Genomic DNA, 14,536 nt, shown 5'->3' with positions numbered 1-14,536 from the left:
TAGCGGCATCGTGTAGGCAAGTCCGGTATCGGAGAGCGCCTTGGCGACGATTTTGAAGACAGACGATCAGGCAGTGCGAACGGCAGCCAATGCGCTCGCCGAGGGCAAGCTTGTCGCGATTCCGACCGAGACCGTCTATGGCCTTGCCGCCGATGCCACCAATGGCGACGCCGTCGCCGGCATATTCGAAGCCAAGGGCAGGCCGCACTTCAACCCGCTGATCTGCCATGTTTCGGATATCGACATGGCCGAACGCTACGCTGTGATCGATCCATTATCGCGGCGTTTGATGCAGGCTTTCTGGCCAGGGCCACTCACCCTCGTTCTGCCGCTCAAGCCCGATACCGCCATTCACCCCCTCGTTGCCGCCGGTCTCGACACGATTGCGCTGCGCATGCCGCGCGGCGTCGCCGGCAGCATCATCGCGGCGCTCGGCCACCCGCTGGCCGCGCCAAGCGCCAACACCTCCGGCAAGATCAGCGGTACCAGCGCCGAAGCGGTCAACGAGGATCTGGGCGCGCGGATCAGCCTCATTCTCGATGCCGGCCCCTCGGAGGTCGGCCTGGAATCGACCATCGTAAAGCTCGACGGGACGCGCGTCGCACTGCTGCGTCCGGGCGGCTTGGCGGCTGAAGACATCGAGTCGGTCATAGGGACCAGGCTCGAACGCATTGATCAGCGTGCGGCGATAGAGGCGCCAGGTATGATGGCTTCACATTATGCGCCCTCGGCGCGTGTGAGGCTGAACGTGCATGAGGTCAGGGAAGGTGAGGTACTGTTGGCATTCGGGCCGAGCCGTGCCCAAAAGGCTGAAAATGCCAGTGCCACCCTCAATCTCAGCGAGACGGGGAACTTGCGCGAGGCGGCCGCCAACCTCTTCGACTTCATGAAGCGCCTCGATCGCCTGAAACGTCCGGTGATCGCCGTGGAGCCCATACCTTTCGAGGGACTTGGCGAAGCGATCAATGACCGGCTTGTTCGTGCCGCCGCACCCCGTGACGCGGCAATTGCTGAAATGGATGAGATAAAATGAGTTTGACGCCTGATCTTCTTGCGCGCTTTTCCGCCATCGTCGGCGAGGGCAATGCGCTGCGCAACGCCCACGATATCGAGCCGTACCTGATCGAACCGCGCGAAAAATTTGGCGGCAGGACAGCGCTGGTCCTGCGACCCTCGACCGTCGAGGAAGTCTCGGCGATCCTGAAACTCGCGACCGAAACCGGTACGGCGATCGTGCCGCAAGGTGGCAATACCGGGCTTGTCGGCGGGCAGATGCCCGATGCCAGCGGACAACAGGTGATCCTTTCGCTTTCGCGGCTCAACCGCATTCGCTCCATCGACCCGGCAGGCAACCTTGCCATCGTCGAAGCCGGCGTCATCCTCCAGACGTTGCAGGAGACAGCGGAACGCGAAGGCCGGCTGTTTCCGCTGTCGCTCGGTTCAGAAGGATCATGCCAGATCGGCGGCAATCTCTCGTCGAATGCTGGCGGTACGGCCGTGCTTGCCTATGGCAATACGCGTGAACTCTGCATCGGCGTCGAAGTCGTGCTGCCGACTGGCGAGATTCTCAATGACCTTCGCTATGTCAAGAAGGACAACACCGGCTACGACCTCAAGGACCTCTTCGTCGGTGCGGAAGGAACGCTTGGCGTGATTACCGCGGCGGTCATGAAGCTCTTTCCCTTGCCGCGCGGGAAGGGCGTCGCCTATGCCGGGCTGGCTAGCCCCGAGGATGCCTTGAAACTGCTGGCGATAGCGCAAAGCCATGCCGGACCGTCGCTCACCGGTTTTGAGCTGATGCCGCGCATCGGGGTCGAGTTCTCCGTCGCGCATACGGATGGCGTGCGTGATCCGCTGCAGGGCGTCCACCAATGGTATGTCCTTATCGATATATCCTCGTCACGTTCCGCCGAGGATGCGCGCGAGACCATCGAGGCGATCCTCACCGAAGCCTACGAGGCCGGTCTCGTCGAAGATGCGACCATTGCCGACAGCACGGCGCAGGAGAAATCCTTCTGGCACATGCGCGAGGCCATGTCGCTCGCCCAGAAGCCTGAGGGCGGATCGATCAAGCACGACATTTCCGTACCAGTCGCCCGCATCCCCGAATTCATCGCCGAGGCCGATGCAGCTGTGCTCGATCTTGTTCCTGGCGCGCGCATAGTCTGCTTCGGCCACATGGGCGACGGAAACCTCCACTACAATATTTCGCAGCCGGTTGGTGCGGACAAAGAGGCGTTTCTAGCGCGCTGGGTCGAGGTGAATACGCGGGTCCACGATATTGTCCGCGCCTATCGGGGCTCGATTTCCGCCGAGCACGGCGTCGGCCAATTGAAGCGCAAGGAAATCGCCGAGACGAAATCACCGGTGGCGCTCGACCTGATGCGCCGCATAAAGAAGGCATTCGATCCGGCCGGAATCATGAACCCGGGCAAGGTGCTTTAGCTTCCCAGCGCATTTAAGCTAGGATCGCCCTCGGTGCAGGACCTACCGGGCTTTGGCTTTTAGCCCCAAAGCATCTTCATCCTTGGGATGGGCGGCAGCCCTGGGAAACGCCCAGCGCCGCGGCTGTATCCTAACCTTTCATTCATCCGCCTTACCAAAATCTTGGAGCCGGTTGGTTTTCGATAACCATCCTTCGCGATGAGAAAGAGTTAACCCCGTTCATTAAGCGGGATTGGCAGAGTCGGCGCCTATTGTTTCCCCATACGAGACCAAAAACGGTCCGCTCTACAGGGAAAATAAAACGAGATGACCGGAACACCGGCTCTCAGGATCGACAGAAGGCGTCACATGAACAAAGCCGGAGCCAAGCCGGTTTGGGCAGGTCGGGAGTTCCGGCTTGATCCATTCCACCTGCCACAAACGGTCACCTATGCCACGCGCGATGATCGCGGCGATGTCACTTTCACGCTGCATGAGCGCGGTGCGGTGGTAAAACGCCTGTTGCCGGCGAGCCATTTGCCGGTCTCACTAGCATTGCCGGCTTGCGCCTTTCTGGGCGTGACCGCGCGGGCAACCGAAGACGACCTCGGCGATATCACCGTCACGCTCGAACTCATGCACACCGACCCGCATCTTTCCGTGCCGCTGCTGGTCGCCCACGACCTCAACGACATCGCCGCCGACTGGCGCGCCTGGTCCTCGCTGTTCGCCCTGCCGATGATGCTGGTCGAGGAAGACGGTATTGCGCGGCAGCTCGAACAGAGCATCGGTCCCGTGACCGTTTCCGCGCCGAAGGAGCGCCGGCAGGGCCGCGAGCCACGTCGCCGCCGGCCAAGGTTCCTCGCCCGGCGCAAGGTCGGCGATCTTGGACTGCGATTGGTTATCGGCGGCCAGGAGGTGATTGCTCAGGGCTCCAGATAGGCCGGAGCCCCGGCAGTCAGAACATCGGCTTGACCACGGTCCACAATCCGCCGAAGACGAGGCCGAGGAAGATCAGCCAGCCGACGACGCTATTCGACTTGAAGAGGCGCAGGCACTCGGAAGGGTTGTCGATATCGAGGGTCATGATCTGCCGGTACATATGCGCGCCGGCGGCCAGCAGGCCAGCGACCGCTGGCATCGGCACTTCCGCCATGGCGAAGGCCCAGAGAAACAGCGCGAGCGCTCCTCCATAAAGGAACATGAGCGCTTCGCGCGTGCGGTTGCCGAAAAGGCGTGCGGTTGAGCGCACACCGACAAGCGCGTCGTCTTCCTTGTCCTGGTGGGCGTAGATCGTATCGTAGCCGATGACCCAGAGGATCGTTCCGGCATAAAGCAGGACAGCCGGCCACGCGAGCGCGCCGAAATGCGCCGACCAGCCGACAAGCGCGCCCCAGGAAAAGGCAAGCCCGAGCACGAGTTGCGGCCAATTGGTGATTCGCTTCATGAACGGATAAATCGCCACGATCACCAGCGATGCGATGGCAAGCAGGATCGTGAAACGATTGAACTGCAGCAGCACCGCCAGTCCGACCAGGGTTTGCAGAACGAGGAAGACCTTGGCCTGTTTGCGCGTCACCTGTCCCGATGGCAGCGGCCGCGAGCGCGTGCGCGCCACCTTGTTGTCGATATCCTCATCGGCAAGGTCGTTGTAGGTGCAGCCGGCGCCGCGCATGGCGACGGCGCCGACGAGGAACAGAATAAGGTGATAGGGCGAGGGCAGAACCGACCACACCGGGTCGCCCACCTTTGCGCCAGCGCTGGCGGCGAGCGCCGCGCCCCACCAGCAAGGCCAAAGCAGAAGCCACCAGCCGATGGGACGGTCCCAGCGCGCCAGCTGGGCATAGGGCCACAGCCAGTTCGGAAGCGTGCGATAGACCCAATGGCCCGACGGCGCATCGAATACGCGGCCGCGCGATTGTGTCGACTGGATCGTGTCTTTCTCTGAAGTCATGGCCTGACCTTGCAGTGGGCAGCGATGCAGTCAAGCATTATAGACGTATTTCCGGGCAAATTTGCGCGAGGTGCTTGACCCTCAAGCGTCAAGGCCATACCGACACGGCAACTCGTAAACATGCGGAGCACGATGTCGATGAAAGTCCTGCTTATTGGGTCCGGTGGCCGGGAACACGCGTTGGCATGGAAGATCGCGGCCTCGCCCGTATTGACGAGGCTCTATTGCGCGCCGGGCAATCCCGGCATTGCCAAGGTCGCGGAGTGCGTCGCGCTCGACCCCGCCAACCATGCGCAGATCGTCGCTTTCTGTAAGGAAAACGCCATTGATTTCGTCGTGGTCGGACCCGAAGCGCCTTTGGTTGCCGGCATAGCCGACGAGCTTCGCGCCGCCGGCATTCTGGTTTTCGGTCCGTCCAAGGCTGCGGCTCGGCTTGAAGGCTCGAAGGGATTCACCAAAGACCTTTGCGCCCGTTTCGATATTCCGACCGGCGCCTACCAGCGTTTCACGCAGGCCGATGCCGCCAGGGCTTATGTCCGGCAACAGGGCGTGCCGATCGTCGTCAAGGCTGATGGTCTCGCCGCCGGCAAGGGCGTTGTGGTGGCATTCGAGTTGCAGGAAGCGCTCGACGCTGTTGAAGCCTGTTTTTCCGGAGCCTTTGGCGGTGCCGGCGCCGAGGTCGTGGTGGAGGAATATCTCGATGGCGAGGAGGCAAGCTTCTTCTGCCTTTGTGACGGAAAGACCGCGCTTCCATTCGGCACCGCCCAGGATCACAAGCGCGTCGGCGAAGGCGATACCGGCGTCAACACCGGCGGCATGGGTGCTTATTCGCCCGCCCCGGTTATGCCGCAGGCGATGATCGACCGGACGATGCGCGAACTGATCGAGCCGACCATGCGCGGCATGGCGGAAATGGGCGCGCCGTTCAACGGTATCCTCTTCGCGGGCCTGATGATCACCAAGGACGGGCCGAAGCTGATCGAGTACAACACCCGGTTTGGCGATCCGGAAACGCAGGTCCTGATGCTGCGCCTGAAGGACGATCTGCTGCTGCTGCTCAAGGCCGCCGCCGACGGCATGCTCGATCAGGTTTCGGTGCGCTGGAGTGATGAACCTGCATTGACCGTCGTCATGGCCGCCCGGGGCTATCCGGCTGCACCTGAAAAGGGCAGTGTCATTAGGGGGCTCGATTTGGCTGCCGCCGACGGTTCCGTCGAGATATTTCATGCCGGGACGGCAGAGAAAGACGGCGAACTCGTCGCCAATGGCGGGCGCGTACTGAACGTCACCGCAAGCGGCCGTACCGTGGCGGAGGCTCAGGCCGCAGCCTACGCCGCCATTGCCAAGATAGACTGGCCGGAGGGCTTCTATAGGCGCGACATCGGCTGGCGCGCCATCGAGCGCCAGAAGACCGCCGCTCTATAGGAAGGGATCGAGCGCAGCAAGCTGCCCTTCCACCGTTTGCCTGGACTTGGGCACGAAGTATTTGAAGCAGTAATGGGTTACCACGACGCGCTGGTCGGGCGCCGCCGGCTCGGAGGCTTCGCGTAGACTGGTCCACAACTGCTCCACGGTCGCCTTGCGTGCCGAAAGGCCATTCAGCCTTTCGTCGGTATCCAACTTCAGCGAGATCGAAGCTGTTATCGACTGGTCGACCTTGTCTGTGCGCGGGTCATTCCTTTCAAGCAGTGTCGAGGCTTCGGCAAGGAAGTTCGCTGCGGCGGCGTGCAATGTCACCGTCATTTCCTTCAGGCGCCGGTAATCAATAAGCGGCGGCTGTGCCGCTGCCATCAATATATCGTCGCGCGGCGAAGGGCGATTGCCTGGCGTCGGCAAGTCGTCAGGTGGTATCGCATCGACCAGTTCGCCGAACGGCCACGCCCGCCGCAACTGCGCCACGGTCATATCGGTGATGTTGACGTCGATGTCGCGGTTTGTTCCGGCCGGGCGATAGGGGCACTTCTGCTTGTTGCAGTTGCTCGGCGAGGTAAATTGCCAAAGGGCGTAATCGCGCCAGTTGCCTTTGGGAAAATGCGGCGCGATATCGCTTTCGTAGCGCGCGTACCAGAGCTGCAGGCGAGACAGGATCGGAAGCTCCAGGCGATGGTCGGCGATGTAACGCGCGGTCGTGCCATTCGTATAAAGGACCGGATAGCGCCCGATCCTGAACTTGATGTGCTCGGCGAAAATCTCCGCATCCTGCAGCGACATGAACTTCGACGGATCGTTCTCTTCGATATCGATGGCGACGAGTTCGTCGTCGCTCGGTTCGGCATAATCGACGAAATGGTTTGCCTGCTCGATTGGATTGCCCGGGCGCGCGAGATGATAAGCGCCCCATTTTAACCCCAGCGCCTTCGCCAGAATCCGGCGTGTCTGGTAAAGCTCGCGTGAGACTGCATAGTTGCGCCAGATGCGTTTGCACAGCTCCTGCTGCATGGCATCGGCAATGCGCTTGCACTGGTAGTTTGCCGGCAGGCCGTCCGATCCCTTGTGGATGAACGCCGCAATCCTGGGGTCCTTGGCGATTTCAACGAGATTGAAGGAATTGTGCTCGTAGCCGTCGAGGACGATGGCGCGCGCCTTGTTCGACCATGGGGTGGTGAATTCGGATGCCGCCTGCGCCGGGTCGCCGAGAAACAAGGCCGCGAGGACCGTTGCAATGGCAAATCTGGGCACGCGGATCGTCAAACGGAAATCCTTCACACGGTGCGATCAAACCCATACTAACCAAGGATGGTCGCCGCATCGCGGTTAATATTTGGTTAGTCACCGATTTTGCACCCGCTGCGCCCATCACGAAGCGAGAGCGCCTTCTCCAAATATCTTACGTTTACGTAAAAATACACTTGCTTGCGCCCCGATGCGGTTGCAATGTGCGCCCGCTGCCATCACGCATGAGGAGACGTGACATGTACCGCGCGCCCGTCGAGGAAATTATCCACACGCTCAGAGTGACCGCCGGTCTTGACGCCGCGTTGGAACAGGGCCGCTTCGGCGACCTTTCGGGTGACCTTGTCGATGCCATTGTCGAAGAGGCCGGACGTTTTGCGTCGACGCGCGTCGCGCCCCTGCTTGAAGTCGGCGACAAGCATGGCACCCCGCTCAAGGATGGCGAAGTGACGACCCCGCCCGGCTGGAAGGAAGTCTATCGCGAGTGGATCGGCGGCGGCTGGAACGCCTTGACCGGCCCCGAAGAGTTCGGCGGGCAGGGCCTGCCGACGATGCTTGCAATTGCGACATTCGAGATGTGGAATTCGGGCTCCATGGCCTTCGGGATCGGCCCGACGCTGACCCTTGGCGCCATCGAGGCGCTGGACGCGCATGCTGGCGACGATCTTAGGCAGCTTTATCTGCCGAAGCTCGTCTCCGGCGAATGGATGGGCACGATGAACCTTACGGAGCCGCAGGCCGGCTCCGATGTCGGCGCATTGCGCACGCGCGCCGAACGCGCCGAGGATGGCACCTATCGCATTTTCGGCAGCAAGATTTTCATTACCTATGGCGAGCACGACCTGACCGACAACATCGTCCATCTCGTCCTCGCCCGGCTTCCCGACGCACCGCAGGGAACGAAAGGTATCTCGCTGTTTCTCGTGCCGAAGGTCCTTGTCAACAAGGACGGCTCGCTCGGCGCCCGCAATGATGTTTTCTGCGGCGGCGTCGAACACAAGATGGGCATCCACGGCTCGCCCACCTGCACGATGATCTACGGGGACGGATTTGCCAAGGATCGCGAGCCGGGTGCGGTCGGCTGGCTGATCGGTGAGGAAAACCGCGGTCTCGCCTGCATGTTCACCATGATGAACAACGCCCGCCTTGCGGTCGGGATACAGGGGGTCGCTGTTGCCGAGACTGCCTATCAGAAAGCGCTCGCCTATGCCGAGGACCGCCGCCAGATGCGAGCGCCCGGCTGGAAGGGCGAAGGCATGAGTCCGATCGTCGAGCACCCCGATGTCCAGCGCAATCTATTGACGATGAAGGGCCTGACTGGTGCCGCGCGCGCAACAGCCTACGCCTGTGCTCATGCCATCGACATGGCCAAGACCGGCGAAGGCGATGAGGCGCGGTTTTGGTCCGATCGGGCCAATCTCTTGACCCCCGTCGCCAAGGCTTTCTCGACCGATATAGGCGTAGACGTTGCGTCAATCGGTATCCAGGTTCATGGCGGCATGGGCTATATCGAGGAGACGGGCGCCGCACAGCTGCTGCGTGATGCGCGCATTGCGCCAATCTATGAAGGCACCAACGGCATTCAGGCCATAGACCTTGTCCAGCGCAAACTATCGCTTGCCGGCGGGCAGCATTTCGCAGGCTATATCGCCGAGCTTCGAGAAATCGCCGAAGCCGTCAACGCCTCGAACAGCATCGAGTTTGGCGAGACCGCAAAGCGCCTGTCTGGCGGCCTCGACGATCTTGCCGAAGCGGGTACCTGGCTGCAGGCGGCGATCGCCGAGGGCAGGGTCAGCGACGCCTTTGCGGGGGCGACGCCTTTCCTGCGGCTCTTCGGTCTTGCCGCGGGTGCGGCCTATCTCGCCAAGGCAGCCCTCGGCGGCAACCACGCCGGGCGCTCGGCACTTGCACGATTCTTCGCCGAAAATCTTCTCGCCGAAACGGCGGCGCTAAAGGACCGCGTCATTCATGGCGCCGCCAGCCTGCTCGCCGCGCGCACGGCGCTTTCCTAACAGGGGACCGATATGTCTGAGCATATACAGATCGAGCGCAACGGCGCGGTTCAAGTCATTCGCATGAACCGACCCGACAAGAAGAACGCGCTGACACGCGCAATGTATGCGGCGATGTCCAGGGCAATCATCGACAGCGACAGCGATCCGGACATCCGCGCCAATGTCTTTTTCGGCGTGCCAGGCGCATTTTCCTCCGGTAACGACCTGCAGGACTTCATGGCCTTCGCTACCACGGGCCAAATGGGCACCGAGGTCGTCGACTTTCTCGTAGCGGTGGCCAACGCGAAAAAGCCGCTGCTCGCGGGTGTAGACGGCCTTGCCATCGGTGTCGGATCGACGCTGCAGCTTCATTGCGACTTGAGCTTCGCTACACCACAGTCCTATTTCAAGACGCCGTTTGTCGATCTCGGCCTCGTCCCGGAAGCGGCATCAAGCCTGCTCGGACCAGCTCTGATGGGTCAGCAACGCGCCTTTGCCTTTCTCGCCATGGGTGATGGCCTGAATGCGGTCGAGGCGAAGGAAGCCGGGCTGATCTACCGGTTGGTGGAGACAGACGAACTCGAGGCGTCCGTGTTGAAGGCGGCGACCGAAATCGCCGCTAAGCCGCCGCAAGCGATGCAGATTGCCCGCGATCTGTTGCGGATGCCGCGGCAGGAAACCATCGACCGCATCCATCTCGAGGCCAAGCTCTTTGCCGAGCGCCTTCAATCCGATGAGGCGCGGGCGGCGTTCATGGCCTTCCTCAGCCGCAAGAAAGGCTAGAGCCGAGATCTTGAACGCAGCTTATGGATAGAGCCGCGTCTTATTCCAGTCACCGGCTGGCTCGTCGCGGCTGAAGACCACGCGGTCGTGCAAGCGGAACGGCCGGTCGTGCCAGAATTCAATGGATGTCGGGCGAATCCGGAAACCTGACCAATGGTCGGGACGCGGGATCTCGCCGATCGCATAGCGGGCCGTATATTCTGCCACGGCCTTTTCCAGCGCAAACCGGCTTTCGAGCGGTCGCGACTGCTTAGATGCCCATGCGCCGATGCGGCTGCCACGCGGCCGCGTGGCATAATATGCGTCGGCCTCTTCCTTGCTGACGATTTCGACCGGGCCGCGTACACGCACCTGCCGGCGCAGTGACTTCCAGTGGAAGCACATGGCAGCCTTCATCGATCCGAGGATTTCCTCGCCCTTCCGGCTTTCAAAATTCGTATAAAAAACAAAGCCTTGTGTATCGAACCCTTTTAAGAGAACCATGCGCACATCCGGCAGGCCGTCCGCATCGACCGTCGCAAGCGCGACAGCGTTCGGATCGTTGGGCTCGGTTTTGGTGGCATCCCCCAGCCATTCCGCGAAGAGGGCGAATGGCTCGGAATTCTCAGTGAAGTCATCTGTTGACGTCATGGGTCTTGATCATTCCCTAGGTTTCGAAGACGGGTGCCGAGGTCGCTTGACGGCGTATCCTCAACTCCGGTTAGAGTCTTCGAATTTTGTTACCTTCTCCATGCCCTGCATGGCAAGCGGCACCTGGCTTCCAGCTAAATAAGATGGCACGTGAGCGCGCTTGAGGTCTGCGACGGGACGTTAATGAACCGATTCCTCGGCCTATTTATGAAACATTTTCGAATCAGTTACATTTATTGAGTGTGGCGCCGCAAGTGTTTGCGTGAACCGCCCGCACAACATTCTGGAGTTGAGGACGCCTCGTTGAACAACACATGCTATCCTTCGCGCAACTCCATCGGACTTCGGCACCGTGGTTTTCTGGCGGCGGTCCGCACGTGGCTCAAAGAGCGAAACGCTGCTCCTCTCCTGTCAAGCCAACTTGGAATGCATCAGATCGCGACAGCGACATCACAATATACGGATAGTGACATTGCAGTTGTGGTGCCGGTCAGAAACGAAAGGAAGTTTCTAGGTTCGTTTCTGACGCACTACAGAAAGCTCGGGGTGGCGCGTTTTATCGTTATTGACGACCAATCCTGCGATGGAACCGTCGAATATCTAACCGCCCAGAATGACGTCGACCTCTGGCGGTCGACGGTTAGATACGCGGACGCTCAACGCTCGATCCTGTGGAGGGAATGGATTTTCAACCACTATGGTCAGAACCGGTGGTACCTCAATCTGGATGTAGATGAGTATCTTGTTTATCAGGATTGCTATCAGCGACCGATTACTGACGTTGCTGCGCATCTTTCTATCCAGCAACATTTTAGAATGGCCGCCCCCATGATCGACTTATATCCGGGGGAGCATTCATGCGCGAACCTTTCCGATGATGTTCCGCCCTGGGAGATAGCAAACCAGTTTGATGCCACCGGGTATGTTATCGGACAGGCGAGTTCGGGATGGTCGATAAAGGGCGGTTTACGAGGCAGGAAGTTCGGCTTGTCGAACCAACTGATAAAATACCCGCTTACCTACTGGGATAGCGAAAGCTCGTTGTCTCGTGGAATACACAAGCCCCGGCCGTTCAAGCGCAATTTCGGCCCGATATACGGTGTTCTGCTGCACTTCAAATTTTTCTCTGATCTTAAGCAGAAAGTCGACACAGCTATCGAAGACTGCCAATACTTCTCCAATGCTGCGGAATATCAGCTTATCGCCAAAGTCCTTGCCGAAACGCCCGAGCTTCAACTGCATGATGTCCAATACTCTGCCGGGTACGAGGGACCTGGCCAACTCATCGGGCTTGGCTTCATGAGGGAGCTATGGGTGATCATGGCCGCGTTCATGGGATTCGCCAGCACGTTTCAATTCCTGCTCGATGGAATATGAGGGGCGTGCAGACACCTCGTTTCGTGGGTTACTCCTCGCAACCGAGGTTGGTGCACGCCTGTCACGGTTCGCGTCCAGGTGATGCTTCTCTCTAGCTTTCCAAAAGAGCTTTCCACAGAAAACCGGCACGTCTTTCAAAGCTGACTTGGATACCCGAAAGCTAACGATTTGATAACGTTCGATGGGTGGGTAATCCGTTGTTAACTTCATTTAATCCATAGTCCCATAGTCATTTCGAATTGACCCTGTTAGAGAAAGGCATGTTTTTGGCGTTTCCACGATCCGGTAGCAAGCAATTCCGTGCAGATAAGCGGCGTGTAGGCGGGCTCTTTAAAGGCCCCGCGATCATCGTCGTCTTTGGCTTGCTCCAGGGCTGTGCCATGAAGGGTTTCAGCATTGAGAAGGCGGTTCCTGACCAGACAGCGGTGACCGGTTCGGTCGCTCCGGCGCAAGCCGTCGATGCGAAAGGATCGTCCGATCAGACGACCGTCCGCAATATCGTCTCCGCGCTTAATTTCACCCAGTGGGGCAAAAAACCCGTGCCGTGGTCCAACCCGGAAACCGGCAGTCAGGGTACCATCACCGCTATTGCCGAAAAGAAGAACGAGACAGAACTTTGCCGCGAATTCCAGACATCGCGCGAGTCGTTCGACGGGGTCATGCTCTATAAGGGCGAGACGTGCATGCAAAATGGCGGCCAGTGGACGTTGAAATCGTTCGCCCCTATGTAAGCGGTTGCAAGCTTTGAGCTGTTTTCGTAGTTTTTTGCATCAAATCTCTGGAATTTCTTCCTATTCATGAGCATATAGCTGCGGAATCCCAGGACATCTCGCTCGTGCGAGGAAAGGCAGACACATGCGCGATCCCTATAGCGTGTTGGGCGTCGCCAAGACGGCGAAGCCAGAAGAAATAAAATCGGCGTTTCGCAAGCTCGCCAAGAAATACCATCCCGACCAGAATCAGGATGATCCGAAGGCGCAGGCAAATTTCTCCGAGATCAACCAGGCCTATGAAATTGTCGGCGACAAGGAGCGCCGGGGCCAGTTCGATCGCGGCGAGATTGACGCGGAAGGCAAGCAGCGCGCTCCCCATGGTTTTGAAGGTTTTGGTGGCGGCGAGGGCGATCCTTTCGCCGGTTTCGGCGGTGCGCGCCATCGGCCGGGCGGTTTCGAATTCCGCTCGAGCACGGCCGGCAATTCCGGCTTCGGGGCGGAAGACATATTGAGCAGCCTCTTCGGCGAGGGCGCCGGCATGGGTGGCGCCGGCTTCGGCGGCGCGCGCCGCGCTGGACCGCGCAAGGGCGCTGATCTCCAGGCAACCATCGATATCACGCTCGAGCAGGCCGCGGGTGCCGAGAAGGTCGAGGCGATTTTTCCGAACGGCAAGCGGCTTGCGATCAAATTGCCTACCGGCGTCGAGAACGGCCAGACGATTCGCCTCAAGGGTCAGGGCGAGGAAGTATTGGGTGGCACCGCGGGCGACGCTCTTGTGACGATCCGTTTCAAGCCGCACCCTGAGTTCCGTGTCGATGGTCGGGACATCCATGTCGAACTGCCGGTATCGCTGCGCGATGCCGTTCTCGGATCGCGCCAGGAAGTTGATACGTTGAATGGCCGCGTGGCGGTCAAAGTCGCGCCCTGGACGAGCTCCGACCGCGTTTTGCGGCTGAAGGGCAAGGGTTTGCCGAAAAAGGGCGAGGGACATGGCGATCTCTTCGTTCATGTTCGCATCATGCTGCCCGAAAATCGCGATCCGGCGCTCGAAGCATTCCTGCGCGAATCCGGCAACTGAAAAACCAAAACGACATTGAGAGCATGCTTGAAGCCCGGCGCGGGCTGTGCGATACCGCACATCGATCACAAGTCTCATGAAGGGTTGGTATATGACCGCCAAAACCGGTTTGATGCAGGGTAAACGGGGCCTGATTATGGGCGTGGCCAATAACAGGTCCATCGCCTGGGGCATTGCCAAGGCGGCTCATGACGCCGGCGCCGAACTCGCTTTCACATATCAGGGCGACGCTTTGAAGAAGCGGGTCGAGCCGCTTGCGGAGGAACTCGGCGCTTTTCTCTGTGGCCATTGCGATGTCGGCGACGCCGCGACCATCGATGCCTGTTTTGCAGCTCTCGAAGAGAAATGGGGCAAGCTCGATTTCCTCGTGCACGCCATCGGATTTTCCGACAAGGACGAATTGACCGGCCGTTATGTCGACACGTCCGAAGCCAATTTCAGCAAGACCATGCTGATCTCAGTCTATTCGTTGACGGCAGTTGCCAAGCGCGCCGAAAAGCTGATGACAGATGGCGGCTCCATCCTGACGCTCACCTATTACGGCGCCGAAAAAGTGATGCCCAACTATAACGTCATGGGCGTTGCCAAGGCCGCGCTCGAGGCGAGCGTCAAATATCTCGCGGTTGATCTCGGCCCCGACAATATTCGCGTCAATGCCATTTCCGCCGGGCCGATCAAGACGCTTGCAGCATCAGGCATCGGCGATTTCCGCTATATCCTCAAGTGGAACGAGTACAATGCGCCGCTGCGCCGCACGGTCAGCATCGAGGAAGTGGGCGACGCCGGTCTCTATTTCCTTTCCGACCTTTCCCGCTCGGTCACCGGCGAAGTGCATCACGTCGACAGCGGCTATCACGTCGTCGGCATGAAAGCCGTGGACGCACCTGACATTTCCGTCGTGAAAGATTGA

13 protein-coding genes are annotated in these 14,536 nt (G+C 59.9%); 10 read left to right on the top strand and 3 right to left on the bottom strand.

The window, feature by feature from the left end:
- The first annotated feature begins 49 nt into the window (after positions 1-49).
- The 3 genes from BM074_RS02225 (at position 50) to BM074_RS02215 (ending at position 3,366) form a co-directional block, all read left to right on the top strand.
- Entirely contained in the window at positions 50-1,033 is a 984-nt protein-coding gene (locus BM074_RS02225; RefSeq protein ID WP_244532764.1) for an L-threonylcarbamoyladenylate synthase, read from the top strand.
- Positions 1,030-2,445 (top strand): FAD-binding oxidoreductase, encoded by a 1,416-nt coding sequence (locus BM074_RS02220; protein WP_091919462.1) that lies wholly within the window; start codon positions 1,030-1,032, stop codon positions 2,443-2,445. The genes BM074_RS02225 and BM074_RS02220 overlap by 4 nt, the downstream gene beginning before the upstream one ends.
- 348 nt (positions 2,446-2,793) lie before the next feature.
- Positions 2,794-3,366: a DUF6101 family protein gene (locus tag BM074_RS02215; protein ID WP_091919461.1), complete on the top strand. Its 573-nt coding sequence runs from the start codon at positions 2,794-2,796 to the stop codon at positions 3,364-3,366.
- Positions 3,367-3,382: 16 nt separating this feature from the next.
- On the opposite strand, the gene ubiA is transcribed toward BM074_RS02215, so the two are convergent.
- The gene (gene ubiA / locus BM074_RS02210; RefSeq protein WP_091919459.1) at positions 3,383-4,378 is read right to left on the bottom strand and encodes a 4-hydroxybenzoate octaprenyltransferase; all 996 of its coding nucleotides are present in this window, start codon (positions 4,376-4,378) and stop codon (positions 3,383-3,385) included.
- A gap of 138 nt (positions 4,379-4,516) precedes the next feature.
- Between ubiA and purD the strand changes: the two genes are divergently transcribed.
- A complete protein-coding gene (gene purD, locus BM074_RS02205; RefSeq protein ID WP_091921381.1) occupies positions 4,517-5,803 on the top strand; it encodes a phosphoribosylamine--glycine ligase in 1,287 nt (428 codons plus the stop codon).
- Here the strand turns inward: purD and BM074_RS02200 are convergent.
- The gene (locus BM074_RS02200; RefSeq protein WP_244532710.1) at positions 5,798-7,069 is read right to left on the bottom strand and encodes a glycoside hydrolase family 25 protein; all 1,272 of its coding nucleotides are present in this window, start codon (positions 7,067-7,069) and stop codon (positions 5,798-5,800) included. The two genes, purD and BM074_RS02200, sit on opposite strands and share 6 nt — an antisense overlap.
- Positions 7,070-7,290: 221 nt before the next feature.
- Between BM074_RS02200 and BM074_RS02195 the strand changes: the two genes are divergently transcribed.
- Together BM074_RS02195 and BM074_RS02190 are read left to right on the top strand one after the other, a co-directional pair.
- Positions 7,291-9,063, top strand: coding sequence for an acyl-CoA dehydrogenase family protein (locus BM074_RS02195; protein WP_091919458.1), 1,773 nt, complete (start codon positions 7,291-7,293; stop codon positions 9,061-9,063).
- A 12-nt stretch (positions 9,064-9,075) separates the two neighbouring features.
- Complete coding sequence (locus BM074_RS02190; RefSeq protein WP_091919456.1) at positions 9,076-9,828, top strand: crotonase/enoyl-CoA hydratase family protein; 753 nt, start codon at positions 9,076-9,078, stop codon at positions 9,826-9,828.
- Between the two features lie 21 nt (positions 9,829-9,849).
- Here BM074_RS02190 and pdxH read toward each other — a convergent pair whose 3' ends face one another.
- Entirely contained in the window at positions 9,850-10,458 is a 609-nt protein-coding gene (gene pdxH / locus BM074_RS02185; RefSeq protein ID WP_027230096.1) for a pyridoxamine 5'-phosphate oxidase, read from the bottom strand.
- A 303-nt stretch (positions 10,459-10,761) separates the two neighbouring features.
- Between pdxH and BM074_RS02180 the strand changes: the two genes are divergently transcribed.
- From BM074_RS02180 to fabI, 4 genes are all read left to right on the top strand, one after another.
- Positions 10,762-11,835, top strand: coding sequence for a glycosyltransferase family 2 protein (locus BM074_RS02180; protein ID WP_139217612.1), 1,074 nt, complete (start codon positions 10,762-10,764; stop codon positions 11,833-11,835).
- A gap of 260 nt (positions 11,836-12,095) precedes the next feature.
- The gene (locus BM074_RS02175; protein ID WP_348271649.1) at positions 12,096-12,566 is read left to right on the top strand and encodes an RT0821/Lpp0805 family surface protein; all 471 of its coding nucleotides are present in this window, start codon (positions 12,096-12,098) and stop codon (positions 12,564-12,566) included.
- A gap of 124 nt (positions 12,567-12,690) precedes the next feature.
- Entirely contained in the window at positions 12,691-13,626 is a 936-nt protein-coding gene (locus BM074_RS02170) for a DnaJ C-terminal domain-containing protein (protein WP_027230094.1), read from the top strand.
- Between the two features lie 91 nt (positions 13,627-13,717).
- Positions 13,718-14,536: an enoyl-ACP reductase FabI gene (gene fabI / locus BM074_RS02165; RefSeq protein ID WP_027230093.1), complete on the top strand. Its 819-nt coding sequence runs from the start codon at positions 13,718-13,720 to the stop codon at positions 14,534-14,536.

Source organism: Phyllobacterium sp. CL33Tsu (assembly GCF_900113985.1).
GTDB lineage: Bacteria > Pseudomonadota > Alphaproteobacteria > Rhizobiales > Rhizobiaceae > Phyllobacterium > Phyllobacterium pellucidum.
This window is presented reverse-complemented; position numbering and strand designations above follow the sequence as displayed.